At 40.8% G+C, this 25,732-nt stretch carries 29 protein-coding genes; 13 read left to right on the top strand and 16 right to left on the bottom strand.

Features of this window, described 5'->3' with window-relative positions:
* Positions 1 to 66: 66 nt before the first annotated feature.
* A complete protein-coding gene (locus KAN5_RS06780) occupies positions 67 to 969 on the bottom strand; it encodes a TIGR01777 family oxidoreductase (RefSeq protein WP_244390793.1) in 903 nt (300 codons plus the stop codon).
* A gap of 159 nt (positions 970 to 1,128) precedes the next feature.
* Between KAN5_RS06780 and KAN5_RS06775 the strand changes: the two genes are divergently transcribed.
* Positions 1,129 to 2,169 carry an AI-2E family transporter gene (locus KAN5_RS06775; RefSeq protein ID WP_016709347.1) on the top strand — a complete coding sequence of 347 codons (1,041 nt, stop codon included), beginning with the start codon at positions 1,129 to 1,131 and terminating at the stop codon, positions 2,167 to 2,169.
* 44 nt (positions 2,170 to 2,213) lie between these two features.
* Here the strand turns inward: KAN5_RS06775 and KAN5_RS06770 are convergent, their stop codons facing one another.
* The 5 genes from KAN5_RS06770 to KAN5_RS06750 form a co-directional block, all read right to left on the bottom strand.
* Positions 2,214 to 2,627: a hypothetical protein gene (locus tag KAN5_RS06770; protein ID WP_244390792.1), complete on the bottom strand. Its 414-nt coding sequence runs from the start codon at positions 2,625 to 2,627 to the stop codon at positions 2,214 to 2,216.
* Positions 2,614 to 3,951 carry an ATP-binding protein gene (locus KAN5_RS06765; protein ID WP_016709349.1) on the bottom strand — a complete coding sequence of 446 codons (1,338 nt, stop codon included), beginning with the start codon at positions 3,949 to 3,951 and terminating at the stop codon, positions 2,614 to 2,616. Before KAN5_RS06765 ends, KAN5_RS06770 begins: the two co-directional genes overlap by 14 nt.
* The gene (locus tag KAN5_RS06760) at positions 3,945 to 4,619 is read right to left on the bottom strand and encodes a response regulator transcription factor (RefSeq protein WP_016709350.1); all 675 of its coding nucleotides are present in this window, start codon (positions 4,617 to 4,619) and stop codon (positions 3,945 to 3,947) included. The genes KAN5_RS06765 and KAN5_RS06760 overlap by 7 nt, the downstream gene beginning before the upstream one ends.
* A 3-nt stretch (positions 4,620 to 4,622) precedes the next feature.
* Complete coding sequence (locus KAN5_RS06755) at positions 4,623 to 4,886, bottom strand: PepSY domain-containing protein (RefSeq protein ID WP_016709351.1); 264 nt, start codon at positions 4,884 to 4,886, stop codon at positions 4,623 to 4,625.
* A gap of 216 nt (positions 4,887 to 5,102) precedes the next feature.
* Positions 5,103 to 5,405: a YciI family protein gene (locus KAN5_RS06750; RefSeq protein WP_016709352.1), complete on the bottom strand. Its 303-nt coding sequence runs from the start codon at positions 5,403 to 5,405 to the stop codon at positions 5,103 to 5,105.
* Positions 5,406 to 5,618: 213 nt separating this feature from the next.
* On the opposite strand from KAN5_RS06750, the gene KAN5_RS06745 reads away from it, so the two are divergent.
* Positions 5,619 to 7,043 carry a sodium-dependent transporter gene (locus KAN5_RS06745; protein ID WP_016709353.1) on the top strand — a complete coding sequence of 475 codons (1,425 nt, stop codon included), beginning with the start codon at positions 5,619 to 5,621 and terminating at the stop codon, positions 7,041 to 7,043.
* A 77-nt stretch (positions 7,044 to 7,120) separates the two neighbouring features.
* Here KAN5_RS06745 and KAN5_RS06740 read toward each other — a convergent pair whose 3' ends face one another.
* Complete coding sequence (locus KAN5_RS06740; protein ID WP_244390791.1) at positions 7,121 to 7,762, bottom strand: CPBP family intramembrane glutamic endopeptidase; 642 nt, start codon at positions 7,760 to 7,762, stop codon at positions 7,121 to 7,123.
* 60 nt (positions 7,763 to 7,822) lie between these two features.
* On the bottom strand, positions 7,823 to 8,416 hold the full coding sequence (locus tag KAN5_RS06735; RefSeq protein WP_244390790.1) for an inner membrane-spanning protein YciB: 594 nt from the start codon (positions 8,414 to 8,416) through the stop codon (positions 7,823 to 7,825).
* 175 nt (positions 8,417 to 8,591) lie between these two features.
* Here KAN5_RS06735 and KAN5_RS06730 point away from each other — a divergent pair, with 175 nt between their 5' ends.
* Positions 8,592 to 8,861 (top strand): HU family DNA-binding protein, encoded by a 270-nt coding sequence (locus tag KAN5_RS06730; protein WP_016709356.1) that lies wholly within the window; start codon positions 8,592 to 8,594, stop codon positions 8,859 to 8,861.
* A 137-nt stretch (positions 8,862 to 8,998) separates the two neighbouring features.
* On the top strand, positions 8,999 to 9,577 hold the full coding sequence (locus KAN5_RS06725) for a type 1 glutamine amidotransferase domain-containing protein (RefSeq protein WP_138554541.1): 579 nt from the start codon (positions 8,999 to 9,001) through the stop codon (positions 9,575 to 9,577).
* Positions 9,578 to 9,612: 35 nt separating this feature from the next.
* Here KAN5_RS06725 and trpA read toward each other — a convergent pair whose 3' ends face one another.
* The 6 genes from trpA to KAN5_RS06695 are packed head-to-tail and all read right to left on the bottom strand — an operon-like array spanning position 9,613 to position 16,258.
* Positions 9,613 to 10,443: a tryptophan synthase subunit alpha gene (gene trpA / locus KAN5_RS06720; RefSeq protein WP_016709358.1), complete on the bottom strand. Its 831-nt coding sequence runs from the start codon at positions 10,441 to 10,443 to the stop codon at positions 9,613 to 9,615.
* The gene (gene trpB, locus KAN5_RS06715) at positions 10,440 to 11,624 is read right to left on the bottom strand and encodes a tryptophan synthase subunit beta (protein ID WP_029216190.1); all 1,185 of its coding nucleotides are present in this window, start codon (positions 11,622 to 11,624) and stop codon (positions 10,440 to 10,442) included. The genes trpA and trpB overlap by 4 nt, the downstream gene beginning before the upstream one ends.
* A 7-nt stretch (positions 11,625 to 11,631) precedes the next feature.
* Positions 11,632 to 12,996, bottom strand: coding sequence for a bifunctional indole-3-glycerol-phosphate synthase TrpC/phosphoribosylanthranilate isomerase TrpF (gene trpCF / locus KAN5_RS06710; protein WP_138554540.1), 1,365 nt, complete (start codon positions 12,994 to 12,996; stop codon positions 11,632 to 11,634).
* Positions 12,989 to 14,017 carry an anthranilate phosphoribosyltransferase gene (gene trpD, locus KAN5_RS06705; protein WP_244390934.1) on the bottom strand — a complete coding sequence of 343 codons (1,029 nt, stop codon included), beginning with the start codon at positions 14,015 to 14,017 and terminating at the stop codon, positions 12,989 to 12,991. Before trpD ends, trpCF begins: the two co-directional genes overlap by 8 nt.
* Before the next feature lie 53 nt (positions 14,018 to 14,070).
* Complete coding sequence (locus KAN5_RS06700) at positions 14,071 to 14,688, bottom strand: aminodeoxychorismate/anthranilate synthase component II (RefSeq protein ID WP_244390789.1); 618 nt, start codon at positions 14,686 to 14,688, stop codon at positions 14,071 to 14,073.
* A gap of 1 nt (position 14,689) precedes the next feature.
* Positions 14,690 to 16,258 carry an anthranilate synthase component 1 gene (locus KAN5_RS06695; protein WP_016709363.1) on the bottom strand — a complete coding sequence of 523 codons (1,569 nt, stop codon included), beginning with the start codon at positions 16,256 to 16,258 and terminating at the stop codon, positions 14,690 to 14,692.
* Positions 16,259 to 16,682: 424 nt separating this feature from the next.
* On the opposite strand from KAN5_RS06695, the gene KAN5_RS06690 reads away from it, so the two are divergent.
* The 5 genes from KAN5_RS06690 (at position 16,683) to KAN5_RS06670 (ending at position 20,279) form a co-directional block, all read left to right on the top strand.
* Positions 16,683 to 17,540, top strand: coding sequence for a PHP domain-containing protein (locus KAN5_RS06690; RefSeq protein WP_244390788.1), 858 nt, complete (start codon positions 16,683 to 16,685; stop codon positions 17,538 to 17,540).
* Positions 17,533 to 18,153 (top strand): L-threonylcarbamoyladenylate synthase, encoded by a 621-nt coding sequence (locus KAN5_RS06685; protein ID WP_016709365.1) that lies wholly within the window; start codon positions 17,533 to 17,535, stop codon positions 18,151 to 18,153. The genes KAN5_RS06690 and KAN5_RS06685 overlap by 8 nt, the downstream gene beginning before the upstream one ends.
* 12 nt (positions 18,154 to 18,165) lie before the next feature.
* On the top strand, positions 18,166 to 18,999 hold the full coding sequence (locus KAN5_RS06680; protein ID WP_244390787.1) for a ScpA family protein: 834 nt from the start codon (positions 18,166 to 18,168) through the stop codon (positions 18,997 to 18,999).
* A gap of 143 nt (positions 19,000 to 19,142) precedes the next feature.
* The gene (locus KAN5_RS06675) at positions 19,143 to 19,697 is read left to right on the top strand and encodes a cytochrome b (RefSeq protein ID WP_244390786.1); all 555 of its coding nucleotides are present in this window, start codon (positions 19,143 to 19,145) and stop codon (positions 19,695 to 19,697) included.
* Positions 19,698 to 19,700: 3 nt separating this feature from the next.
* Positions 19,701 to 20,279 carry a YceI family protein gene (locus tag KAN5_RS06670; protein ID WP_016709367.1) on the top strand — a complete coding sequence of 193 codons (579 nt, stop codon included), beginning with the start codon at positions 19,701 to 19,703 and terminating at the stop codon, positions 20,277 to 20,279.
* A 36-nt stretch (positions 20,280 to 20,315) separates the two neighbouring features.
* On the opposite strand, the gene KAN5_RS06665 is transcribed toward KAN5_RS06670, so the two are convergent.
* Together KAN5_RS06665 and KAN5_RS06660 are read right to left on the bottom strand one after the other, a co-directional pair.
* Positions 20,316 to 21,173 carry a TIGR02285 family protein gene (locus KAN5_RS06665; RefSeq protein WP_244390785.1) on the bottom strand — a complete coding sequence of 286 codons (858 nt, stop codon included), beginning with the start codon at positions 21,171 to 21,173 and terminating at the stop codon, positions 20,316 to 20,318.
* A 128-nt stretch (positions 21,174 to 21,301) separates the two neighbouring features.
* Entirely contained in the window at positions 21,302 to 21,469 is a 168-nt protein-coding gene (locus tag KAN5_RS06660) for a hypothetical protein (RefSeq protein WP_016709369.1), read from the bottom strand.
* 416 nt (positions 21,470 to 21,885) lie between these two features.
* On the opposite strand from KAN5_RS06660, the gene KAN5_RS06655 reads away from it, so the two are divergent.
* The 4 genes from KAN5_RS06655 to KAN5_RS06645 all read left to right on the top strand — a co-directional run bounded on the left by KAN5_RS06655 (position 21,886) and on the right by KAN5_RS06645 (position 25,717).
* Positions 21,886 to 22,440, top strand: coding sequence for a dienelactone hydrolase family protein (locus KAN5_RS06655; RefSeq protein ID WP_016709370.1), 555 nt, complete (start codon positions 21,886 to 21,888; stop codon positions 22,438 to 22,440).
* A gap of 76 nt (positions 22,441 to 22,516) precedes the next feature.
* On the top strand, positions 22,517 to 23,353 hold the full coding sequence (locus KAN5_RS06650; protein WP_347881514.1) for an acetoacetate decarboxylase: 837 nt from the start codon (positions 22,517 to 22,519) through the stop codon (positions 23,351 to 23,353).
* Complete coding sequence (locus KAN5_RS17555; protein WP_347881513.1) at positions 23,341 to 23,472, top strand: hypothetical protein; 132 nt, start codon at positions 23,341 to 23,343, stop codon at positions 23,470 to 23,472. Before KAN5_RS06650 ends, KAN5_RS17555 begins: the two co-directional genes overlap by 13 nt.
* Positions 23,473 to 23,482: 10 nt before the next feature.
* Positions 23,483 to 25,717 carry an NAD(P)-binding protein gene (locus KAN5_RS06645; protein WP_244390784.1) on the top strand — a complete coding sequence of 745 codons (2,235 nt, stop codon included), beginning with the start codon at positions 23,483 to 23,485 and terminating at the stop codon, positions 25,715 to 25,717.
* Positions 25,718 to 25,732 lie beyond the last annotated feature (15 nt).

Below are 25,732 nucleotides of genomic sequence, written 5' to 3'. Positions count from 1 at the left end.
TGGTTTATTGCTGCACTAATTATTATTTACTACATAAACAATAGCATGATAATGAAAAAGAGTTAACTACGCACTTTGGTTTACGAGTTGCTTGAGTGCTTGTGGCAATGTTGGATAAGTAAAGCTAAATTGCTGGAGTAGTACTTTTTTAGGCACAACAAATTGCCCATAAAGCAATAAATCAGCCATTTCCCCCATTACTAATTTAAGTAATAAACTAGGCATAGGTATAAATGCCGGGCGTGCGAGCGCTTTGCCTAATTGACGGCTAAACTCTTTATTACTGACAGGGTGAGGCGCGGTGGCATTAACTGCACCGCTAAGGGTTTTAGTCTCTAATACGAACAAGATAAGTCTAACCATGTCGTCAATATGGATCCATGACATACCTTGCTCACCACTGCCAATGGCTCCGCCTAAGCCTAATTTAAATGGCGGCAACATTTTTGCTAATGCACCTGCTTGTTTAGCTAATACAATCCCTGTGCGCAGTGTGCAGACGCGAGTACTTGTTGATTGAGCTGACAATGCAGCGTGCTCCCAAGCATCACATAGCTGATGGCTAAACTCAGGGTTTATAGCGGTAAAACTTTCATCTATCGGGGTGTCATCTTGACGGCCATAAAAGCCTATTGCACTACCTGAGATAAACGTATGGGGTGGGGTGTTGCACTGGTTTATTGCTGCGCTTATTTGATGAGTTAACTGAATACGACTATCTAGAAGTTGCTGCTTTTGTTTGTCGCTCCAGCGTTTATTGACAATTGGCTCACCAGCTAGGTTAATCACGCAATCAACTGTGTTAAAATCGACGTTAGCAAGTGAGTCTACTGCTAAAATGTTTGCACCGAGTAATTGGTTTGCTTTATCAGGACTTCGCGATAATACCGTTAGCTGATGATTTATAAGTAACAGCGGGCATAAATGGCTGCCTATTAAACCGGTGGCGCCAGTTATTAATATATGCATGATAGTGACCTTGTTAGAGACTGTGTGTATGTTATACGTACTGTAGACGGCTTTGATCACTTTGCCACAAGAGTAATCCTTTTTAATTTCAACGACACTCGCATCTTGAGGCCGTTTAGGTATACACTAAGTACAGTTTATATTTTCAAGGATCGTAGTTTGGCTAGTTTAACTGGGGTAAACCGAAGTTTAGTTATTTTTGCAGCGTTAGTTATTGTTTTAGCTGGAGTAAAGGCCGCGAGTGTGATCGTTATTCCGTTTGTCTTGGCAGCATTTATTGCCATTATTTGCAACCCATTATTGAGTTTTTTTGGCCGTTATAAAATCCCCAAAGGTTTGGCTATCATGTTGGTAATGCTGATGGTGGTTGGCATTGGCGTTAGTTTAGCCGGTTTGGTGGGGCAATCCTTAACTGATTTCTCACAGCAATTACCTCACTATAAAGCCCAGCTTAAAGAGCAGTTTATTTTACTGGTCGATATGGCTGCAAAGTACAATATTTTGATTAATAAAGAACAAATAATTGCGATGTTTGATCCGGGTAAGATCATTGATATGGCAACTGGAATGCTGACAGGGCTAGGTGGCGTAATGGCCAACCTATTTTTAATTATTTTAACTGTGGTGTTTATGTTATTTGAAGGCCCAATGCTCAGTCACAAAATACACATGGCACTTGATGATCCTGACCGCAAGATGCAACAAATTGACCGTTTTTTAGAATCAATTAATTCCTATCTAGCAATTAAAACTGTTGTTAGCTTAGGCACGGGTGTGCTGGCTGGCATCTTACTATGGCTGTTAGATATTGATTATTTTGTATTGTGGGCTGTGATGGCGTTTATGTTTAATTACATACCTAATATTGGTTCTATTATTGCCGCAATTCCCGCAGTATTATTGGCGTTGATCACGCAAGGCCCATTTGTTGCAAGTATGGTGGGAGTAGGTTACCTCACTATTAATACTGTAATGGGTAATATTGTCGAACCTAAATACATGGGTAAAGGTTTAGGGCTTTCAACATTAGTGGTATTTTTATCATTAATCTTTTGGGGGTGGCTGATGGGCACTGTTGGTATGTTGTTATCAGTACCTTTGACTATGATTGTTAAAATAGCGCTTGAAACTAGCGAAGAAGGGCGCTGGTTGGCTACATTACTGGGTAATGGTGAAAACCTAGAAGAAGAAAAAAGTTAATGATAATTAAAAGCCACGTTAGTTTACGTGGCTTTTAACATGAATTACTTTAAAGGTCGTTTTAAAACCGTTATATGCTGCTCTAAAATCTGTAGCTCGCAACGTTTATAGACAATAGCAGCTTGGGTTGCGTTCGGGACTTTTTGTAAATAACGCCATTTGCAACTGTCTTCTAAGTATTTCTTTTGGCTTGTTATACTGCGTTTGAAAATCGGTAGTAGCTGTGTGTTACCGGTGTCTTCTTCAATCTTATTTAAATCTAATGTGATTTTATTGATCCACGTTTGCTGGATACGCGTTAAGGTCTCTAATTGTTTATCTAAGCATTGGATATAATTTTTCGCTTCATCAGGGGTTGCTTGATCAACGAGACTACACGGCTCAGCTGCTAACGTTTTAGCTGCATTGAACATTAAAAGTAATGCCATGCTTGTTAATACTAGTTTATTTTTTGTCATTATAATTAAACTCTAAAATAAATTTTGCACCACCTAGCGTATCAGCATCTAAAATAGTCAATGTGCCGTGATACGACTTAACTAAGTCAGACACAATTGCCATTCCCACTCCATGACCACTTTCGTAAGTATCTAAGCGTGTACCGCGGGTGAGTAATGACTCGCGTTTATCAACGGGGACACCAGGGCCATCATCACTGATTGTAATTGTAAGGGTGCGGTTTTGGATAACTTGTATATCGACCTGTGAACGACAGGCTTTACAAGCATTATCAATTAAATTACCCAACAGCTCGAGTAGATCTGTCTTATCCCCTAAGAAGTAATTTTTTTCTTTTACGTTACAGCTGAATATAATATCTTTATCGCGGTATACCTTACCCATTGCATTAAGAATTGAATCGAGCACAGGTTTGATAGTCGTTTGCTTTTTCCACGTATCGGAAGCACCGGTTGCTGCGCGCTTTAATTGATGCTCGATCATCACATTAATTCGATCTAGCTGCTCTTGTGCATCGGCGTCATTTGCTAATGGGCTTGACTTAAGTACGGCAAGAGGCGTTTTTAAGGCATGAGCTAAGTCACTGAGTGAAGCGCGGTAGCGTTCTTTTTGACGCTGTTGTGTTTCAAGCAATAAATTTAAATCGGCTTTTATTGTTTGTAGCTCAACAGGGTAGAGCCCTTTAATTTCTTGAATATCGCCGGATTCAATCGCTTTTATTTCTTTATCAAGGCGTTGCAGTGGTCGTGCACTCCACACAAAACCGATGGCCATTAATGCTGCAATGGCAACACCCATCACATACATCCAGTTTACAAGGGTTTGTTTAAAACCATCCATTAACCGCAGCAGCGCATCATTGCGTTTTAATAAAATAAAACGGGCGTGTTCGGATTGGTCAATATTATTCAAAATAACAGTTAAGCTTAATTGCCAGTACACATTATTTTTGTATTCCACTCGCCGAAAATCAGCAGCGCCGGCTTTGGTTTCTATTTCATCAGGCACAAAGTTTACGTTTACCGCAGACTCTGAGTGCCAAACTGGCTGCTCATCACGGTAAATCATCGCATAGGTATCAGAATTTAAACGATTTAGCTCTGGAGCTAAGATTGTGCTTGGCATAATAATACCGCGCTCGGTAAAATCGACTTCTGAAATGAGTGAATATAAATGGGCTTCGAGGGTTTTCTCGGTGGCTTCGACTAATGATGCATAGTACGCCTTACCAATCGAGAAAAACAAAATAGGTAAGGCGACTAATAAAACAAAGACAAGGATAAATCCTTGCCTTACTTTTAACGGTATTTGCGATGCTACCACTGACTTTTAAGCCTGTAACCACGTCCGCGCAGGGTCTCAACAGGGTTGAGTGTGCCATCAGGGTCCAGCTTTTTCCGCAAACGCAGTACGAATACTTCGATTACATTTGAGTCGAGATCAAAATCTTGGTCGTAGATGTGCTCTGTTAGCTCTGATTTAGAGATCACTTTTTGCGGGTTAACCATTAAATACTCAAGCACTTTGTATTCGTAAGCGGTAAGGCTAAGCTCTCTATCATCAACCCATACTTGCTGTGAACGAGTATGAATTTTAATTGGCCCTGCGGTCATTTCTGGGTTTGCTTTGCCTGCACTGCGACGGATCAGAGCATTACAACGGGCGATTAATTCTTCAACATGAAAGGGTTTTGTTAAATAATCATCAGCACCAGCATCAAGTCCTTCGACTTTATCTTGCCAACGATCACGTGCTGTTAAAATAAGAATTGGAATGGTGATCCCTTGGGCTCTTGCTTTATTAATAAGCTCGATACCGTCTATTTTTGGTAAACCTAAATCAACCACAGCCATGTCTAGCGGATATTCTGTGATGTGGAATAAGCCTGCTTCACCATCATGACAAAGATCAACACTGTAGCGTTCTTTTTCTAATGCATTACGCAGGTTATCTGCTAAGTGTAAATCGTCTTCAATTACTAAAATTCGCATTTATTAATCCTTTTTCACTTCGCCGGTTTTTTTATTGACATGCACGTCGACGACATGGCCGTCCGATTTTAATATTCTTACGGTATAGATATCGTTAAGTACGGTAATTTTAAGAGTTTTACCATCTTCGACTTTTTTAGCAAGCTCCACAGCTTGCTTTTTATTTATCTCAGTTTTATTAACTTGAGATGCAGCTTGGCTATTCGTCGAAAAAACACTCGAAGCTAACACAAGAATGGCGATGCTCAAAGCTAACACTGTACGCATGATGGGAAACTCCTAAACCAGATCTGGATAGTTTAATGAACCAAGTAGCTAAAATTCAAGTAAAACCACTAAATTCTATGATTCAATACAACGGATCTTATTCAACAACCCGTGAACAAACACTGAATTATTGTGCTTTAAATGCAAAGTGATTATATCAATTGAATTAACATCTTGATCGAATAAATATTTAAACTCTTGTGATTGCTGGTTTTCTTAACTAGGGAATACTTGTTTAAACGGTTTAACGACTGAATTATCATAAACGCCGCCGCTGACATAAGGATCTGCTGCAGCCCACTCTCGTGCCGCTTCTAATGAATCAAATTCAGCAATCACTAAAGAACCGGTAAAACCAGCTTCAGCGGGGTCAGCGCTATCAATTGCTGGTAACGGGCCAGCGGTAAATAATCGTCCTTGTTCATCTAATTCCTGTAAGCGTGCTAAATGAGCCGGGCGCGCCGCTTTTCTGTGTTCTAAACTATTTTCAACATCAGTTGAGTAAATCATATACAACATGGCGTATTCTCTAATATTAATAGTATGAAATTGTCCTGATACTAGCACAGCAGATTTAATTGGCGAGTAAATTACGATTAGTTTTCGCCGTGTGGTCAATCAATAAGCGGGTTTACAGCACTAAACTATTTTTAAACTGAATCTGCTTGAAAAGCTTACTGTAACACTGGTAGAGTCGCTTGAATGATACAAAATAATAATAAGGTTTTTTAAATGAGCGATACACGTGAGCATTTTAGCTCCCGCCTCGGATTCATATTAGCGGCTGCAGGTTCAGCGGTCGGTATTGGTAACTTGGTTGGGTTTCCTGTTTCGGCTACAAAAAATGGCGGCGGTGCATTTTTACTCGTTTATGCATTATTTGTCGTGTTTATTTGCTTACCCGTAATGATGGCTGAAATGGCGATGGGTCGCCAAGCGCAAAAAGATCCTCTTGGTTCATATAAATTATTATCAGGAAATGATAGTAAATGGAGTTTTGCAGGTTTTTTAGCGGTACTAACGCCTTTTATGATTGCTGTGTTTTACATGGTCATAACAGTATGGATTTTTGGTTATTTAAGCCAAGTCGCCGTTGGTAACTTAGATGTACTAGCCGATCCGAGTAGCTTTGGGGTATTTATTAATAGCTCTAGCGTATTTGGCTATATGGCTGCAGTGGCGATTATCGTTAACTTAATTTTAGTCGGCGGTGTTAAGCAAGGTATTGAAAAAGCCGCGAAGTTTTTAATGCCTGCGTTGTTTGTGTTGTTAATTGCGTTAGTGGTTTATGTGTTAACACTGGATAATGCGATAGCGGGTGTGAAGTATTATATTATTCCTGACTTTACTAAAATGAATGCCAGTGTATTAAACGGTGCACTTGCACAAGCGTTTTTCTCATTATCACTCGGTATGGGGATTTTGATGACATACGCATCTTATATCTCGAAAAAAGATGACATCGTGGGCAGTGCTAAAATGGTCGCCCTAACAGATTCATTGGTGGCATTTATCGCAGGTCTTATGGTGCTGCCAGCTATTTTTAGTTTCAATCCAGAGACTGATCCAAGTAAATTATCAGATTCTTCCGTGTCGATGATTTTTGAATTTTTGCCGAAAATCTTACTCGCGTTACAGGCTGATATCGGCTACATAGGCGCATCAATTGTAGCATTTATATTTTTCTTATTAGTCTTTTTTGCTGCTATCACGTCGTTAGTCTCGATTGTTGAAGTACCAACAGCCACGCTCAGCGACCGAAAAGGCATCAGCCGTAAAATGGCTTTGTTAATTTTAACCGGCAGCATTGGCCTGTTGACGATACTATGTACCATGTCATTTGGTATGGTCGAGGGCTTAACGTCATTCACTCATTATGGCAGCGGTTCAAAAAGTTTGTTTGATATTGTTTACGATGTTTTTTACGACACGATATTACCGCTGAATGGTTTAATGGTGTGTTTATTTGTAATGTATCGCTGGAAAAAAGTGCGATTAAGTGAAGAGCTCAGCCAAGGGTGTCCGGGTTATACGGGAAGTTTTACTGAAAAATACGTGAATTTATCACTCTCAACCTTCATTCCTGTGATTTTACTGCTGATATTTGTAAATACCGTTGCAACTAAGTTTTTTGCGATGAGTATCTTCGGCTTTTAATCACGCTTTATTGAGCTTCCCATAATAAAGCCGTGCTAAGTTTACCTGTGTAGTATTTAGCACGGCTTTTCATTTATCTAGGCGACGTTCGACGAATCTAAGTACTGCCCAATGCCTAAGGTAAACATCCATAACCCCCATAAGCTGTGTTCAATTACACATACAAAAGTAGAACGGCTTTGTGCGTAGGTAAATGAAAACAATAAGCCACCAATAAACGCTAGCAGTACTGCTACCCAGTTAGCGTAAACAATATGCGCTAATGCAAACACTGTGGCGCTGATCACGATGCGTAGGCTTTTTTTTGGCATGATGCGTTTATAGCGATGAAAAAAATAGGTGCGAAATATTAATTCTTGAGGCACTACAGATAATAACGGATACAAAAGCAGAAGCAGCAGCCAATCGTGGAATGAATTACGCGGTAGCAAAAACCAATTACCTTGATTGATGATGCCGTAAAATACCCCTGAGAAGAGCGCGCCTATAAAAAAGAAGCTAAATAGTCGGCGTTTGACCGCAGAAAATTCACCAAAGCTGGTGAGCCTAAAGCGTTTAAAGTGGGGATCGCTAAGTAGTAGCATGGAGCAAACACTCATCAGTACAATAAGTGCGGGGATCAACCAATTAGCAAGGTGAGCGCGAAGATAAAAACCCAGTAAGGGCAGGCAAACAAATATCAGGGTAAATTCAAACCAGCGGTATTGATTGGCGTTCAAGGTCGTCTCAGCATGATTTTGTTTAATAGCCTATCAAGCTAAGACGACAGATTTATGACATTATGTAAGTTTGCTATCGTCGGTTTTAGGCTGGTCTTCATCAGGTAAATATTTATAGAGCATGATGATACTGACAAAAATACTGACAAAGGTAATAGCCATCAGTCCAAACACTTTAAAGTTAACCCAAAAATCAAGAGAGAAACTATAAGCAATATAAATATTGAGTGCTGCAATAGCGGCTGTAATGGCAACCCATAGTAAGTTGAGTTTGTCCCACAGTGGTTCAGGTACGCTAATGGCTTGCTCTGCTTCAAAGGCATTATTTAACACTGAACTCAGTGCTTGCTTGACGAGGTTCTTGCCCATCAAGTAGCGGCTGCTCAATAAAGTTACAGACAACACCGCATAAATAATTGTGGCCTTCCATTTCACAAACTGCTCATCATGAAAAACGAGTGTGAGCGTGCCTAAAATGACGGCGATGGCAAAAAATAACCACTGACGCGCTGGTACTTTGCTTTTTTTAAAATAAGAATAGGCAACTTGAATAAGCGTGGTGCCCATCAATAGCGCTGTTGCCCAATAAATATCAACTAACTTAAAGACCGTAAAAAATAATACTAGCGGAATAAACTCGATTAATGCATGCATAGATAGCTCAAAATGTGAGAACAAAAAATAATTGCACAGGTTGTATCAACTTATTGTGTTGTTTACAAGGTTGACTTAGTGCTTACTAACCCTTAGCCTGCGTGCCTTTGTATTCAATCATTACCAAAATCCACTGAACAGTTATCGAATAAGTGGGGTTTTTAGGAGCATTTTTATGAATAAATCAGAGCTTATCAGTACCATGTCGGCGCGCAGTGAATTAACCAAGAAAGATTCCCAAGCAGCTTTATCAAGCATGTTAGCTGTGATCACCAAGTCACTTTCTGAAGGCGATCAAGTACAAATAAATGGTTTTGGCACATTTGCCTTGAGTTATTACCCGGCGCGTACAGGACGCAACCCACAAACAGGCGCAGCAATTGAAATAGAAGGAGCCAATAAGCCAGTGTTTAAAGCAGCGAAAGCATTGAAAGACGCCTTATAATGTAGAATCTTCGCACTTTGTTACTCAATTACAGAGTGCTTGTCATTTCCTAGCTATACCCCCTTTAATTTCAACATCTTATATTTGGCATGGTGTCTGCTTTTATATCCTTAAGCTTAATAAAATAAGGAGATATCATGTCTACATTACAAACTGGTAGCCAACTTAAAGGCAAAAAAATAGCAATTTTAGCAACTGACGGCTTTGAGCAAAGTGAGCTGTTTTCACCGCGAGATGCTTTATTAGACGCAGGCGCAACTGTTGAGGTTATTTCAATCAAAGAAGGTGAAATTACTGGTTGGGATGAAGATGTATGGGGCGATAAAGTGGCCGTGGATAAACTCGCCAGTGAGGCCAGTAGTGATGATTATGATGCATTGCTCTTACCTGGCGGTTTATTTAACCCGGATAGTTTGCGGATTGACAAAGATGCAAAAGCATTTGTTGATGGCTTTTTTGGAGCCGATAAAAACAAACCCGTCGCAGCGATTTGCCATGGACCATGGTTATTAGCAGAAATTAATAAATTGCGAGATCGTACAGTAACCTCTTTCCCAAGTATTAAAACTGATTTGATTAATGCTGGTGCTACGTGGGTCGACAAAGAAGTGAGTGTTGATAGAGGTTTAGTTACGAGCAGAAGCCCTGCGGATCTAGCTGCTTTTAATCGTAAATTCATAGAAGAAATTATTGAAGGTAAACACCAAGCACATTAGCTGAAAAGGGCGCATTGAGCGCCCTTTAGTTGTGCTTAGAGAGCTGTAGCTGCCTTCATTGCGGCTACAAATTCTTTTAAACCATTCAACATTGCTTGTGGGTTTTCCAGATGAGTTTCAATGATTTTAACCACAGCAGAGCCTGAGATGGCACCCGCAGCGCCCGCATTGAGCGCGGCTTTTACATCTTCTGGAGTCGAAATACCAAAGCCCAGTAACGCAGGTGCGCTGTGGTACTCTTTTAATTTAGTAACAATTGAAGATGCCGGCATCTGTGCTTTAGTTTCAGTGCCAGTAACGCCAGCTCGTGAAAGTAAATAGGTGTAACCGCGGCCGTAAGAGGCACATTCACGTAAGGTGTCATCAGGGGCGTTTGGTGTGGCGATGAAAATAGGGTCGATGCCGTTATTCATAGCCGCTTGACGAAACATTTTTGATTCATGCAGTGGTACGTCTGCGACTAAAATAGAATCAACACCAACCGCTTTTGCATCTTTGTAAAACGTCTCTAGGCCACGTTTAAACACTAAGTTTGAATACAGTAGTAAACCAATTGGAATATCGGCGTTATATTCACGTACTTGCTTAATAATATCAAAGCAATCTTGGGTATTAATATTGACATCTAGAGCGCGAATATTAGCCGCTTGAATAACGGGACCATCAGCGATTGGATCTGAAAATGGAATGCCGAGTTCTAATGCGTCAGCACCGCCATCTATTAAGCTTTTAATGATCTCAACGCTCAATTCTTTATTTGGATCACCAATTGTCACAAAGGGTACAAATGAGCCTTGGTTTTGCTCGCTCAAACTGGCAAACATTTTACCGTAGCGGTCTGTTTTTTGAGTAGTTGCTTGGCTCATAACTGCTCCTCCTTAGAAAGTACATCCATCACGTGGGCTAAATCTTTGTCACCACGACCACTTAAGTTCACCACTAAGATGGTGTCTTCAGTTTGCTGCTCAGCATATTTTAAGGCGTAGGCAAGGGCATGGCTTGATTCAAGCGCAGGTATAATACCTTCGTTTTTAGCTAATAACTGGAAAGCTTCGAGTGCTTCAGTGTCAGTAATACCAACATACTGTGCGCGGCCTGTTTCATGTAAAAAGGCATGCTGCGGACCTACAGCAGGGTAATCAAGACCCGCTGAAACAGAGTATGACTCTTCTATTTGGCCATCATCATTTTGCATAATGTACGTATAAGTACCGTGTAAGATACCTTTTGTGCCCTTACAGATGGTTGCACCATGCTCATGGGTATCAAGGCCTTTACCAGCAGGCTCTACACCAATGAGCTTCACACTTGGCTCGTCAATAAAGTCAGTAAACATACCAATGGCATTGGAGCCACCACCCACACAGGCAAGTACCGCATCAGGTAGGCGACCTTCCGCTTTTAATACTTGTTGTTTGGCTTCTTCACCAATCATTTTTTGGAACTCACGTACCATGGTTGGGAAAGGGTGCGGACCTGCTGCTGTACCGAGTAGATAATGTGCTTCTTTATAATTTGCAGACCAATCACGTAGTGCTTCATTTACGGCATCTTTAAGTGTGCCTGAGCCTGCGGTAACAGGTATAACAGTCGCCCCCATTAATTTCATTCTGAACACATTTGGCTGCTGACGTTCGACATCTTTAGCCCCCATGTAAATACGACATTTCAAGCCAAGTAGTGCACATGCAAGTGCGGTTGCTACACCGTGTTGGCCTGCGCCAGTTTCAGCGATAACTTCTTTCTTACCCATACGTTTGGTTAACAAAGCTTGGCCTAACACTTGGTTTGTTTTATGAGCGCCGCCGTGCAGTAAATCTTCACGCTTTAAGTATAATTTTACTTTTGGGTTTTTAATCAAATTACGGGTTAATGTCAGTGGCGTAGGGCGGCCAGCATATTCATTAAGTAACTTTTCAAACTCAGCTTGAAAAGCAGGATCTGTTTGCGATTTATTAAATTCGTTTTCTAGTTGTTTTAGTGCTGGTACGAGCAATTCTGGGACAAACATGCCGCCAAATTCGCCGAAATAAGCTGGATTATTCATAGTAACCTCAATATTTACGGATGCTAATAAATGCATCATTTAATTTGTTTGGGCATTTTTTACCGGCGCTTTGCTCAACCCCAGAATTTAGGTCAAGTCCATGCGCGCCTTGGTATAATGCACCTTGAATATTGTCTGCGTTTAAGCCACCGGCGAGCATAAATGGTTGCTTCGCTTCTTTGAGAATGGCCCAATCAAAGGTTTTACCTGTGCCGCCTGCTTGGGTGTCGCTGTGGGTGTCGTATAAATGACGATCAATACCACTCATAGGCTCTGGCAAGCTGTCTTTAATTGCTTGTGCTTTCCAAATTTGACAGTTGTTTGGTAATAGCGGCCGTAGTTGGTTTATATAAGTTTCGTCTTCTTGACCGTGTAATTGTACCGCAGCTAGCTTTAAGCTTGTTGCATGCTCTGCGACATTAGCAATGCTCTCATTTACAAATACACCGACATAAGCAAGTGGGGCGCTTTGGGTGATTTGTAAAGCACAATCAAGATCAACATAACGTGGCGATTTTGGGGCGAATATTAAACCGCCGAACACAGCACCACTTTCATAAGCGGCAATAGCGTCTTGACTACGAGTTAATCCACAGACCTTGTTCTCGCCCAAAATAACACTACGGCAGGCGCGCTCTAAATCACGTTCGGCCATTAGCGAGCTGCCAATTAAAAAGCCGTTACACAAAGGAGCTAAGCGTTTTACATCTTGATGGGTATAAATACCTGATTCTGAAATCACTACTTTATCATCAGGAATAAGCTTACGAAGCTTCTCAGTAGTGGCTAAGTTAGTACTTAAGTCACGTAAGTCACGGTTATTAATACCAATGATCTGAGCATCAAGGGCCAGAGCACGGTGTACTTCTTGCTCATTACTTACTTCGGTTAGAATGGCCATATTTAAGCTTTTAGCAACGTTCGCAAGCGATTGGTATTGGCTGTCATCAAGTACCGACAGCATTAATAAAATGGCATCGCCACCATAAATACGTGCCATATAAATTTGGTATTCATCAATAAAGAAATCTTTACAGATCAATGGCTGCTCAACTTGGCTACGAACAAACTCAAGATAATCAAAGCTGCCTTGGAAGTATTTTTCGTCGGTTAATACACTAATGCAACTAGCGTAGTTTTTATATACGCCGGTGATCTCAGCTAAATCAAACGGCTCACGAATAAGCCCCTTTGACGGTGAGGCTTTTTTACACTCTAAAATAAATTGTGTACCAGGTGCTGCAAGGGCTTGATAAAAATCACGATTTGTCGGTACTGCTTGATGTTTAAAGCTCTCAAGCGGGCGTTTGGCTTTACGCTCAACGAGTTCTACTTTTTTATCAGCGACTATTTTGTCTAATACATTAGCCATTACTTACCTCGGTGTTAGCTTGTTCTTTGTTACTACTAGTGACAATGGCATTTAAAGTATTTAATGCACGGCCACTTTGTAAAACCTCTTTAACTTGCGTGGCGGCACTTTTTAAATCATCAGCTTTATTGGTTAAATAAAGTAATGCGGCTACGTTAACGATAATTGCAGCATTATGTGCGTCAGTGCCCGTACCCGCTAAAATAGCGCGACTTGCATTTGCGTTATATTCTGGCCCTTCACCGGCAAGTTGTTCAAGTGAATAGTTTGCAAGACCAAAATCTGCTGGGCTGATTGTATATTGACGGATCTCCCCGTTATTAAGCTCTGCAACTGTGGTTAAGCCGTGCAGGGCTATTTCATCAGTGCCTGAGCCATGTACCACCATTGCACGCTTTGTACCTAATGTTTTTAATGTTTCTGCCATCGGCAGGCATAAACTTTCATCGTAAACACCCAGCAGTTGCACATGTGGTGCCGCTGGATTGGCCAGTGGTCCTAATATGTTAAAAATAGTACGTGTTTTTAAGGTGGTACGTACTCCCATCGCATGACGGACACCACTGTGGTAGTGCGGTGCAAATAAAAAGGTAAACCCCGTTTGCTCTAAACAGTGTGTGGCATGTTCTGGGGTCATATCGATATTGATCCCCAGTGCTTTGAGTAAATCGGCTGAACCAGAATTACTCGATACACTGCGGTTACCATGTTTGACCACATTAATACCGCATGCTGCGGCAACAATGGCTGCAGTGGTGCTTATATTTATGGTGTTAGACCCATCGCCTCCGGTGCCACAACTATCGACAAGTTGTGTTAAGTTGGTAACAAAAGGCACGGCATTGGCACGCATTGATGCCGCGGCGCCGGCGATCTCATCGCTCACTTCGCCTTTTATTTTTAATGCGACTAAAATGGCGGCAAGTTCGATATCATTAACATTACCTTGCATAATGGCATCGAATAATTGCCGGCTTTGACTAAAGCTTAATGATGTTTGCGTTAATAACACATCAATCATTGAGCCAATGCTCGCCTCACTGGCTGATTGTTGGTTTACTGGCATACTGTCCTCTACTGCTGTGCATTGGCTAAAAATTGCATACTTTGTTGAAGTAGCGCGGCGCCATTTGGCGTCAAAATAGACTCAGGATGAAATTGATACCCAAGCGCTTTATCATCGTGGTTATAAATCGCCATCGGGATCGCTTCATAATGGGCAATCACGCTAACACTGTCAGGCACTTTAGTGGCCATTAAAGAGTGATAACGTGCCACTGGCATACGTTCGCCCATGCCAGCAAATACTGGATGATCACCCAATTCAATAATGGATGACTTACCATGAACTGTCTCACCCGCATGACCGATAATTCCGCCGTAGCTTTGTGTTAACGCTTGCTGACCAAGGCAAATTCCCAGCATTGGGAAGCGGCCTTTACATAATTCAATCAAGGCCATTAAACAGCCTGCCGCAGAGGGTGTGCCAGGACCTGGTGAAAGTACTAAAATGACCGGCTTAGTTTCACCACACATTTTGTCAAAAATAACCTGTGCATCTATGTTGTTACGATATACCACTAAATCGCTGCCTAACATAGAAAGTTCATCGACTAAGTTATAACTAAATGAATCAAAATTATCTAAAAAGTAAATTTTAACGTCCGTTAGCTTAGTGTTAGTTACGCTCATTTTAGTGTCCTTGATACGTCGATTGAATGGCTGTGATCACCGCTTGTGCTTTAGCGCGGGTTTCGTTTGCTTCAGATTGTGGATCTGAGTCATACACAACTCCGGCACCGGCTTGTACATAAGCGATGTTATTTTTGACAAAGGCTGAGCGGATCACAATGCAGCTATCCATTGCACCATCACCGGTTAAATAACCAACAGCGCCACCGTAACTGCCACGGCGTTTACCTTCGGTTTGACGTACCAACTCTGCGGCACTGACTTTGGGGGCACCGACTAATGTTCCCATATTCATACATGCTTGATAAGCGTGCAGGGCATCCAGTTCTGGCTTTAATGTGCCAACAACACGTGACACTAAATGCATTACTTGCGAATAACGGTCTACTTTTAATAACTCTTTAGCGTGACGAGTACCGGGTACGCTAATACGAGCAACGTCGTTACGGGCTAGATCAACCAGCATTAAATGTTCTGCACGCTCTTTTTGATCGTTACGCAATTCAAGTTCAATTCGGCTGTCTAAATCAGGATTGATCTGACCATTAGCAAATTTACCACGAGGGCGGGTGCCTGCAATTGGATAGACTTCAACTTGCTGCGAATCAGCGCAAAACTTTAACGCTGATTCAGGCGATGCGCCAAATAATGCAAACTCGCTATCACGCATATAAAACATATACGGACTTGGATTTTGTTTTTTAAGTTGGCTGTATGCATGAAGTGGGTTTGCACACGCTAAAGAAAATGTCCGTGATGGCACGACCTGAAAAATATCACCGTCAACAATATGCTTTTTCAAGGTATTAACTTGCTGACAATAGTCTTCATCACTAATATCCACAGTTACTTCGCTGCTGCCTGTGCTTTGGTTTGCTGTAAAGCTATCCGCCTCATCACATAATGCATTTAAACGTTCGAGCTTTTTACCTACTTCAAAACAGTTTGCATGTACATCTGGACCATTAAATACATTGCCAATTAATTCGGTCGTTTTGGCTTGATGATCAATCACGACTAAAGTTTCAGCTAAGTAGAATACATAATCAGGGCAACTGTTTTCACCATCAGGCACCTCGCTTAACTGCTCAAAATTAGCCACCATGTCATAAGCAAAAACCCCGCCTAAAAATAGCGAAAACGGGTTTTCGGTGGTACTGCTAATATTATTGATACAGCAACGCAGTGCACTAAAGGCATTATCGGCAATGAGTTTTGATGCTTCGTCAATGTTGCTGTCAGTACCTTGGTATTCAATACTTAGGGTTAAACCGTCTAATTGCGTATGGCAATTGTCGAGTTTAGTTTGCAAGTAGGGCAGTAACTGTAAGCCATTGTTAGACTGCGCCGTTACTGTGACGGTTTTACCTGTACAGATAATTTTCAGGGCACAATCGACCAAAATCAAACTTTTAACACTGTCTTTAGAGTCGATCTCTGCTGATTCTAAAAGCAGTGAATTGTCTTTATCAAGTAGCCCATATAATGCTAGTGGGCTGTGGATGTATTCTCGCACTTCGGTGATGCTGGTAACTTCACCTGGTGTTGTTGTTATATGACTAAAAATCAAACCTCATTCCCTCAAAAAAATAAACCCCGCAAGCAATGCTGTGCGGGGTTTGAATAACGATACTTAATAAAATTAAGATAGACCATTACTGTCCCGCTATACCAGGCGCCACCACCAATGATGTGTAATAGTTACTAAGTTATTCATGTTTGTTACCCTAAAATTTAAATATAAAAAAACCCGCCATAAGCGGGTTTTGAATGTGTTAGACACGACAATTCGCCACCCTTAATTTAAGAGTGCCACCACCAGATAGTGTTTTGGATTGAATTTATCATTGTTTTTATTCTTTATGTGTCTTAAGTGGTTACAGTAAACCGTATCAACGGCGTTAGTGTCAAGTATTTATTTAAAACAATTTATTAAAAAATTTTGTTATACTTAATAACAACTTTCGCACATTTAATATGAGCAGTCTTCTCTTTTGATAAAATATGATTTACATAGCCACACTACGCATTCTGACGGGCAGCTCACTGTTGAGCAATTATTATTGCGTGCAGTTGAAAAAAACATCGATGTGTTTGCGATCACCGATCATGACACTACTGCAGCAATCAAACCTGCTCATGCTTATATCCAAAGCCAAGCATTGCCGCTTAAACTGATCAACGGAGTGGAGATCTCCACTAAGTGGGAAAGTTTTGAGATCCATATAGTAGCACTGAACGTAGATATTGATGAGCCAACCTTGGCTGATTTATTAACTATACAACAACAAAAACGAGCAGACAGAGCAATAGAAATAGGTCGTCGTTTAGAGAAAAACGGCTTTGATGGCATTTATCAGCAAGCGCAAGAACTTGCACAAGATGCACAAATAACGCGTGCTCATTATGCTCGGGCACTCATTGCTCGCGGTGTGGCTACGACAATTCCTGGGGTATTTAAAAAATACCTTGGACGGGCAAAAACAGGCTATGTGCCAAGTGACTGGTGTGATATGCAAACCGCAATTGCCGCTATCCATGCTGCAGGCGGGGTTGCCGTTATTGCTCACCCTGGCCGTTATCAAATGTCGAATAAATGGCTACGTAAATTATTAAGTCAATTTAAAGCGGCGGGAGGGGATGCAATGGAAGTTGCCCAGCCACAACAAGCGCCGAGTGAGCGCCAGTTTTTAGGCGAATTGAGCCGCGAATACGATTTATTATGTTCGCAAGGATCTGATTTTCATTTTCCTACTAGTTGGCTAGAATTAGGAAAAAACTTATACCTGCCAAAAGATTGCCAAGGCGTTTGGCAAACTTGGGAAGGGCAGACAGGAGACACACATGAGTGATTTTTTTCATATTCATCCGGATAACCCGCAACCGCGATTGATCAAACAAGCGGTGGATATCATCAAACAAGGTGGTGTGGTGGTTTATCCTACCGATTCAGGCTATGCAATAGGCTGCAATTTAGGTAACAAACAAGCAAAAGAGCGCATAGAACGTATTCGTGGTATTGAAAAGCACCACAACTTTACCCTTGTGTGCCGTGATCTATCTGAGCTTTCTACTTACGCTCGCGTAGACAACCAATTGTTTAGATTAATTAAAAATAATACACCTGGGCCATATACCTTTATATTCAAAGGCACTAAAGAAGTACCGAAACGGTTATTAAACGACAAGAAAAAGACCATTGGTATTCGTGTTATTGAGCACCCAATCACGTGCGCCTTGTTAGCGGAATTAGGCGAGCCACTGATGTCGTGTTCATTAATTTTACCGGGTGAGCAGTTCACTGAATCGGATCCCGATGAAATTCGCGATCGCATAGGCCCTTTGGTGGATTTAATTATCCATGGTGGCTATTTAGCTGAGCAAGCAACCACAGTTATTGATTTATCTGAAGATACTGTTGAAGTGCTTCGCGTAGGCTGTGGCGATACCACCCCATTTGAATAATCGTATTAAACCATGAGTGAGCACCAAACTAAACAGGTAGCTCAAACCCAAGAGCTGGCGCAGCAAAAGCTGCCGCTGGCTTTTTTGCATGGTAAGGAAGTCATCGATACACCTGAAGATCTATATATCCCACCTGATGCGCTGGAAGTTATTTTAGAAACCTTCGAAGGCCCACTTGATCTATTACTTTATTTAATTAAAAAACATAAGCTTGATATTTTAGAGCTGTCTATTTTTAGCATTACCGAGCAATATGTTCATTATGTGGAAATGATGAGTGAGTTTCAGTTAGAACTGGCTGGTGAATATTTAGTGATGGCTGCCTTATTGGCGCAAATTAAATCACGCTTGCTGCTTCCTAAGCATGAAGAGCTTGAAGAAGAAGAGGACCCTCGGGCTGAGTTAATACGCCGCTTACAAGAGTATGAACAATTTAAGCTGGCCGCAGAAAACCTTGACGATATTCCCCGTGTTGCTCGTGATATATTTATTGCACAGGCGCTGGTACCAGAGCAGGATGAGCAAGCGCAATTGTTACCTGATGTTGATTTAAAAGACTTATTATTTGCTCTTAGTGATGTAATGGCACGGGCAAAAACCTTTGAACACCATCAAATAACCGCAGAAGCGTTGTCAACTAGAGAGCGTATGAGCCTTATTTTAGCCAAACTCTCTAGCGCGGGTACACAATTAGTTTTTAGTGAGCTTTTTACCTTAGAAGAAGGACGCAGTGGTGTTGTTGTTAGTTTCATCGCCATGCTAGAACTGATTAAAGAAAACCTGATCACCTGTTTGCAAGTTGATCCAACAACGCAAATATACATAGCTTTAGTAGAAAATAACTAAACACGTATCTACTCAAATCTGTTTTTCCTGACTAACTTTTAGCACAGTTGTGCGTATACGCACAAAACTTGTTTATTTATTGCTGTTTTCTTTTATTTAGGGAGGGGCTATGCTGTTGTTAATGAATAGCGGAGTTAGTAGGTATGTTTAGAAACACAAAATCTTCGTACGGTATTGTCGCCATAGCATTACATTGGTTAATGGCTGCAATGGTAATAGGTTTGTTTGGTCTTGGTTTGTACATGGTTGAACTGACTTACTATGATAGTTGGTACAAAGGTTCATTAGATTTACATAAAAGCGTCGGAATTACGCTGGTAGCGTTATTAATATTTCGCTTCGCTTGGCGTGCGCTGGGCACGCAACCGGAACCTTTATCAAACAGTGATCCGCTGTTAAATAAAGTGGCGCATGCAGCACATTTATTACTATATGTGTTGCTTTGTATCATTGTTGTTTCAGGGTATTTGATTTCTACTGCGGATGGTCGTTCGATTGAGGTGTTTACGCTATTTAGTATTCCCGCAATTGATTTATCAGTAGCTAATCAAGCAGATATTGCAGGTAAAATTCACTACTATGTGGCGTGTAGCTTAATAGGCCTTGTGGTATTACATGCACTTGGGGCGTTAAAACATCATTTTATCGATAAAGATAAAACCTTAATTAGAATGATCAAACCACAAAAGGATGATTAAAAAATGAAAAAATTACTTTTATCAGCAGCTGTTACAGCAACAATGTTTGCAGCTTCGGCTACACACGCTGCAGAGTATGTTATTGATACCCAAGGTGCACATGCATTTGTGAACTTTAAAATTAAACATTTAGGCTACAGCTGGCTGCATGGCCGTTTTAATACCTTTGATGGCAGTTTTAGTTATGATTCAGCCAACCCGAATGCGTCACAAATCATGGTAACCATTGATACTAAAAGTATTGATTCTAACCACGCCGAGCGTGATAAACATTTACGCGGTGGTGACTTTTTAAATGTTGATAAGTTTCCTACAGCGACCTTTAAAAGTACGTCAATCAAATTTGATGATGATGGCGATGAAGCTGACGTGACAGGTGAATTTACTCTACATGGCGTTACAAAAACAATTACCTTTGAAATTGATAAAATTGGTGAAGGTAAAGATCCATGGGGGGGCTACCGTGTTGGTTTTGAAGGCGAAACTAGCTTGAAATTAGCTGACTTTGGTATTGATTATAACCTAGGTCCGGCGTCTACCCATGTTGATATTGGTTTATACATTGAAGGTATACGTAAGTAGTACGCTTTGTTAGTTATTATACATTGATAAAACGCCTCACTGAGTTGAGGCGTTTTTGCTTATTTTCAGCCGTTGTTCGAGTAATGGTTTGAGGTTGTCCGGCAACCAACGCAATAATATCTCCTGATAAGCTGCCTGCTGCTTTACTTGCTCAAGTGCTGTATTCAATATCTTTACTTGCTCAATACCTTGTTTATTATTAGTACAACCTATATAACCATAACTTAGCTCAGGAGCCTCTGTTAGGGGCAATTGTATTAACTCATCATCAAAGCCCATTGATTTTGCTAAATAGTAATGTTCACTTGGGTAACCTAATAAAATATCAATCCGTTTTTTCTTCAGCATATAAGTTAAGCTGGCTAAAGTATCTCGCCCAGGACGAATAATAATTGACGCATCGGCGCTATTATTGATTATCGCATCAATTGCATCCCCGTATGAGCGGCTCATCGAAATCCCCAATGCTAGTTTATATTGATTCAGCAAGGCGTCGAGTGATACCGGTTGATTAAGATCTAACTTGAGTTGCTGCGCAAGTTCTTTATGGATCGCAACAGAGGGGGAAAGTCCAACAGTGGACGTTTGCTGACTAAATTGGATATGTTGCCTACGGTGTGGGCTTTGATAGAGTGACAACATGCAGTAAGTATAATTCGGGTTTGCCAGTTCTTGGATAGTTCGACTCGAAGGTAAAATAGTGCGCTTGAAAGTATAAGCTGGCAGTTGTTGCTCAAGTAAAGTAACAATACTTTCATCACGGCCAGTACCGGCGTATTGATCATTAAAAATATAGTATGGGGCAAAATCAGCGACAACCCAGTTGATTGTTTTGGTGTATACAGGACTACTGATCAACAATAATGAAACCGTAAAAATAAGAGCAGACTGCATTAAATCAACCGCATATAAATGAATAATAAGGTTAAGTGTAGCAGTTGTTATATAAAGGGGGAGTAAAAATGCAAAACGCCAGCATCTGCTGGCGTCACTTAATTGCAATCATGCAAAACACTATTTGCTTAGTTGGCTTTTAGCCATTTAACAAATTGACGTGCGTCACTTGCTTTTGTGAACAAGGTGTTTTTTAAACCTTGCGTATCAGAAAAAATAACACGTTGTTTATTTACTGAAATTGATTGCACAGGATGTGCGATTTGGATCATCGACCCATTGTAACTATAAGACATAATAAAACTCACTTTTTTCTTGTTATCTTTAATGTGCGCTAACTTCTTTATTAGCTTTTAAAGCACAATTAGATAGACCATGTTGTGTTTAGCTTCATTACAGTGTTGACGATCTTTATGACATTTATGCGACTATTAAAAAATATGCCGTAGTCTGAATTGGGGTTCTCGCCGTACAATAACTTAGCTCTATAATATACGTTTTGCGGGGCTTACTGGATCAGGGTAAAGAGGTTAACCGCGAGGCTTTTTTAGGACCAAGAAGCGACTTTACCCCAGCGCTTTTGTTTAAGCAAGCATTTTTAAAATTTATTTCTAGTCATGTGCATTTAACTGTTGTATTTTATTTAGGTAAATAATCGAGGTGGCTACGTTCCTTATTGGCTACCGTTACCTAGAAATAATAAGAAGTTGTTATGCAGTATATAGTTGCGAGTGATATTTTTGGTAAAACAGCACATTTAAGTCACTTCACGCGACAATTGCAGGGCGCCAGTACGATGGTGGACCCTTATCAAGGGCAATTGCAAGCGGTAATGAGTGAGCAACAACAATATGATGTGTTTATGACAAAGTGTGGACATGATCACTATCATAAAAAACTTAATATTATTGTTTCCCGTATTGCAAAGCCGACCACAATAATAGGTTTTAGTGCTGGGGGAGCTGCCGCATGGCGAAGTCAAGCTGCAGTAAAAAATCCCCATATAAAAAAATTAATCGCTTTTTATCCTAATCAAGTTCGTCATCACTTAGATTTAGTTGCGAATGTGCCATGTGAATTTATTTTTGCAAAGCAAGAAGCTCACTTTGATGTCGATCCAATTGCAACTCGCTTAGCACAACAAGCAAATGTGACATGTCAGTTAGTCGAACACGGTCATGGTTTTATGAATCCACTGTCAAAATGTTTCGATAGCGTTGCATATCAACAATATAGTAAATATTTAAGTGTCGAAAATAATCGTTAATTAATTACTGAATTTCCTACCATGTAATAAAACTTGGCTATAATTACATTTTAAGCTTATAAAATAATTATAAATTATGGCATCACAACACCCGTTTTATAGTCACTTTTTATCTAACCCGGTAGCTAAACCACCTTGTCGCATGAGTAATGCAAACATGTACGGTTTTTTTGTAAAAATTGAGCCACTAAAAGTGCAGCACTTTATTGATTCAACACTTAATCTTGTTGCAACTGATGAGTTATATTTTCAAGGACTCGGTGAATACGCTTTACTGACGTTTACCGATATAGAAAAAATAGCCTCGTTAACTCCGCCTTTTAGTGAACAGGGGTGGATGCAAGAAACCGATATCATTATTTGGTTGCCGATTGCGCAAGTTGAAAAGCAAGACAATGACGAAAGTATTTCGCACCTTTATTGGTACCCTGCATTTATTTGCGTAAATAATGTTTATGCATTGATAAATGGGCGAGAAACATGGGGATACAACAAATATTTATGTGATTACCAAATGCCTAGCTCAGTTGATAAGCCCACTGATTTCTCAGTATCACTTGAGTGTTTTAAGCATTTTTCGACGACTTCAAAATTACAATCATATCAATTGTTTTCTGTGACTAAAAACGCGGCTACGCAGCCTGAAAGTATGTTAGCTGCGTTAGAAGATTTTGGTGAGCAGGTCGCAAATCTACTTGATGGTGATCATCTGGGAATTGATTTTTCATTGCTAAAACAGTTGTTAAATGGTTTTGTAAATCCACAAATGGATCAAATACTCTTTAAACAGTTTCCTGATGGTAATGCTGATAAAGCCGTTTACCAAGCTGTGTTACATTCTCCTTCCGAGATAAAAAAATCCATCAGTTCAAATTGCTCAGTGGTGATTATCAGTTATATTTGCAGCAATTAGATAGCTTCCCTTTAGCACAGATGTTTGGCTTACAGCTAGGTTCTCAAGCCGTGCATTTACCGTTTTATATCAAAATGGACTTTGATCAACTGCAGGCAACACAATTACTCCCAGCGTAAAGGCATCGGTATGACACAAGAAAAAATAGCCATTATTGGTGGTGGCGTTGCGGCTATGACCGCTGCGTTATACCTTACAGAGCAAGCTAATTGGCAGCAACAGCGGCAAATAACGATTTATCAGCAGGGGTGGCGTTTAGGTGGAAAAGGGGCCAGCGGCCGCAATGCTGAAAAGGGACAGCGTATTGAAGAGCATGGTTTACATGTATGGTTTGGCGCTTATGTGAATAGCTTTAAAACCATTGAAACCGTTTATGATAAGTTACAGCGCCCACCAACATGTGCGTTGAGTACCTGGCAGCAAGCATTTACACCTCATAGTTTTATTGCTCTGCAAGAGCATATAGATCAACAGTGGCAAACTTGGCCCATAAATTTTCCTGTGTTAGCGGGTGATCCTGCTAACGGAAGTCTCGATATTACTGTTTGGGATTTTGTGAAAATGACCCTTGCTTGGTTAAAAGAGTGGATCCCACAAGTTGAATTAGCGGCTGGTGTGCACGCTAAAAACACGCAATTAACCACAAAAAAACCGCGCGATAAGTTTTTATTACAGCATTTTCACCGGCAAATTCACGCATTGGTTGCAGATAATAGTGCTGCGTGGCGAACCTTTACAGATGATATACAAAATCTAAATCAGGATATTACTTCTACACCCAGTTTATTGGTTGAGAAACTTAACCACTTTGTACAAAGCAGTAATACACTGCTGCCGCAGTTGACAGAGAAAAAAGACAGCTTAGTTATTTGGTATATTGTTAGAAAACTAAAACGCTGGCTCAGTCAAGAAATCATCGAATTATTGGACGATAACGCACAGCTGAGGCGCATTTATATTTGTGCTGATCTTGCAATAGCAATGCTTGTTGGCCTGATCAAAGATAAAGTGTACCGAGATGGTTTTGCCGTAATTAACAAGTATGACTTTCGTCAATGGTTATTAAAAAATGGTGCAAATAAACAATATAGTGTGGATTCTGCACCTGTACGAGGCTTTTATGATTTAGTCTTTGCTTATCCGCAAGGGGATTTTACGAAGCCGAATGTAGAAGCGGGAGTGGCGGCGCTTGCAATGCTGAGAATTGCATTGTGCTACCGTGGCGGCGTAATGTGGAAAATGCAAGCGGGTATGGGAGACGTTATTTTTGCGCCATTGTATGAGTTGTTAAAACAAAGAGGCGTAAAGTTTGAGTTCTTTCATCAACTGCAACAACTCACCCCAGGGGTTGATAGTAAAGGTCAACACTGTGTTGAATCGGTGCTATTACAGCAGCAAGTGAGCCTAAATACATGTGCAGAATACCAGCCACTGGTTGATGTTAAAAACTTACCCTGTTGGCCCAGCGAGCCGCTTTACCAACAAATAAACTCAGCAGAAGCTGAATTATTGCAACAACATAATATAAACTTAGAATCATTTTGGAGTGATTGGCCTGCGCGTTATAAAGCACATTTTGGTACAGAACTTGAGACTAAAACACTGCAGTTTAATGAAGACTTTGACCGGCTGATTCTCGGGGTGTCAGTTGCATCTCTTGAGCATGTCTGCCCGCAGCTTTTAGCGATCGACGCAAACTTTGCTGCACAAGCAGAAAAAGTACGAACCGTTGCTACACAGGCGAGTCAACTTTGGTTAACTAAAACAGATCAGCAATTAGGCTGGCAATACATGCCGCCAAGTGAGGAAGGGCCAATTTTGAGTAGCTTTAGTGAACCATTTGATACCTGGGCTGCAATGCAAAATTTAGTCGAAAAAGAGCAGTGGCCACTAAATAATGCGCCGCAGAATATAGCCTATTTTTGCAGCGCGTTTCCATGCAAGGAATACCCGCCACAAAGTGAGTACACCTTTCCTGCAACCGCTAAAGCACAAGTTAAAGAAAATTTAACCCAATTGGTGACTACTAATATGCAGCCGTTATGGCCGTTAGCCTATAACAATAATGCTTTTGATTGGTCTGTTTTGTATGCGGATAATACCACTGGTCACGCTCGCTTAGATCAACAATATTGGCGGGTAAATGTTGACCCAAGTGAGCGCTATGTGCTGTCGGTCACAGGTTCAAGCCAATACCGTTTAGCAACGGATGGTACGCAGTTTAGTAATTTGTTGATCACCGGTGATTGGATAAAAACAGGTGTTAATGCAGGTTGTGTAGAAGCGGCAGTAATGGCAGGCATGCAAACCGCACGAACACTGTGTGGATATCCACAGCATATTAGTGGGGAAGATGCGTTTTAGTTGTCGTGAAACAAT

The sequence above is a fragment of the Pseudoalteromonas sp. KAN5 genome (genome assembly GCF_022846535.1).
Lineage (GTDB): Bacteria > Pseudomonadota > Gammaproteobacteria > Enterobacterales > Alteromonadaceae > Pseudoalteromonas > Pseudoalteromonas haloplanktis.
Note: the sequence above shows the minus strand (reverse complement) of the source record. Positions and strands in the feature narration are given on the sequence as shown.

Excerpts from the sequence above, each read along its gene's own strand:
- KAN5_RS06755 (WP_016709351.1), bottom strand. The coding sequence starts at position 4,886 with ATGCGTACAGTGTTAGCTTTGAGCATCGCCATTCTTGTGTTAGCTTCG.
- KAN5_RS06675 (WP_244390786.1), top strand. The coding sequence starts at position 19,143 with ATGTTTAGAAACACAAAATCTTCGTACGGTATTGTCGCCATAGCATTA.
- trpB (WP_029216190.1), bottom strand. The coding sequence starts at position 11,624 with ATGAATAATCCAGCTTATTTCGGCGAATTTGGCGGCATGTTTGTCCCA.
- KAN5_RS06680 (WP_244390787.1), top strand. The coding sequence starts at position 18,166 with ATGAGTGAGCACCAAACTAAACAGGTAGCTCAAACCCAAGAGCTGGCG.
- KAN5_RS06760 (WP_016709350.1), bottom strand. The coding sequence starts at position 4,619 with ATGCGAATTTTAGTAATTGAAGACGATTTACACTTAGCAGATAACCTG.
- KAN5_RS06700 (WP_244390789.1), bottom strand. The coding sequence starts at position 14,688 with ATGAGCGTAACTAACACTAAGCTAACGGACGTTAAAATTTACTTTTTA.
- trpA (WP_016709358.1), bottom strand. The coding sequence starts at position 10,443 with ATGAGCCAAGCAACTACTCAAAAAACAGACCGCTACGGTAAAATGTTT.
- KAN5_RS06660 (WP_016709369.1), bottom strand. The coding sequence starts at position 21,469 with ATGTCTTATAGTTACAATGGGTCGATGATCCAAATCGCACATCCTGTG.
- KAN5_RS06730 (WP_016709356.1), top strand. The coding sequence starts at position 8,592 with ATGAATAAATCAGAGCTTATCAGTACCATGTCGGCGCGCAGTGAATTA.
- trpCF (WP_138554540.1), bottom strand. The coding sequence starts at position 12,996 with ATGGCTAATGTATTAGACAAAATAGTCGCTGATAAAAAAGTAGAACTC.
- KAN5_RS06655 (WP_016709370.1), top strand. The coding sequence starts at position 21,886 with ATGCAGTATATAGTTGCGAGTGATATTTTTGGTAAAACAGCACATTTA.
- KAN5_RS06650 (WP_347881514.1), top strand. The coding sequence starts at position 22,517 with ATGGCATCACAACACCCGTTTTATAGTCACTTTTTATCTAACCCGGTA.
- KAN5_RS06685 (WP_016709365.1), top strand. The coding sequence starts at position 17,533 with ATGAGTGATTTTTTTCATATTCATCCGGATAACCCGCAACCGCGATTG.
- KAN5_RS06745 (WP_016709353.1), top strand. The coding sequence starts at position 5,619 with ATGAGCGATACACGTGAGCATTTTAGCTCCCGCCTCGGATTCATATTA.
- trpD (WP_244390934.1), bottom strand. The coding sequence starts at position 14,017 with ATGATTGATGTGTTATTAACGCAAACATCATTAAGCTTTAGTCAAAGC.
- KAN5_RS06725 (WP_138554541.1), top strand. The coding sequence starts at position 8,999 with ATGTCTACATTACAAACTGGTAGCCAACTTAAAGGCAAAAAAATAGCA.
- KAN5_RS06735 (WP_244390790.1), bottom strand. The coding sequence starts at position 8,416 with ATGCATGCATTAATCGAGTTTATTCCGCTAGTATTATTTTTTACGGTC.
- KAN5_RS06780 (WP_244390793.1), bottom strand. The coding sequence starts at position 969 with ATGCATATATTAATAACTGGCGCCACCGGTTTAATAGGCAGCCATTTA.
- KAN5_RS06665 (WP_244390785.1), bottom strand. The coding sequence starts at position 21,173 with ATGCAGTCTGCTCTTATTTTTACGGTTTCATTATTGTTGATCAGTAGT.
- KAN5_RS06770 (WP_244390792.1), bottom strand. The coding sequence starts at position 2,627 with ATGACAAAAAATAAACTAGTATTAACAAGCATGGCATTACTTTTAATG.
- KAN5_RS06645 (WP_244390784.1), top strand. The coding sequence starts at position 23,483 with ATGACACAAGAAAAAATAGCCATTATTGGTGGTGGCGTTGCGGCTATG.
- KAN5_RS06670 (WP_016709367.1), top strand. The coding sequence starts at position 19,701 with ATGAAAAAATTACTTTTATCAGCAGCTGTTACAGCAACAATGTTTGCA.
- KAN5_RS06750 (WP_016709352.1), bottom strand. The coding sequence starts at position 5,405 with ATGTTGTATATGATTTACTCAACTGATGTTGAAAATAGTTTAGAACAC.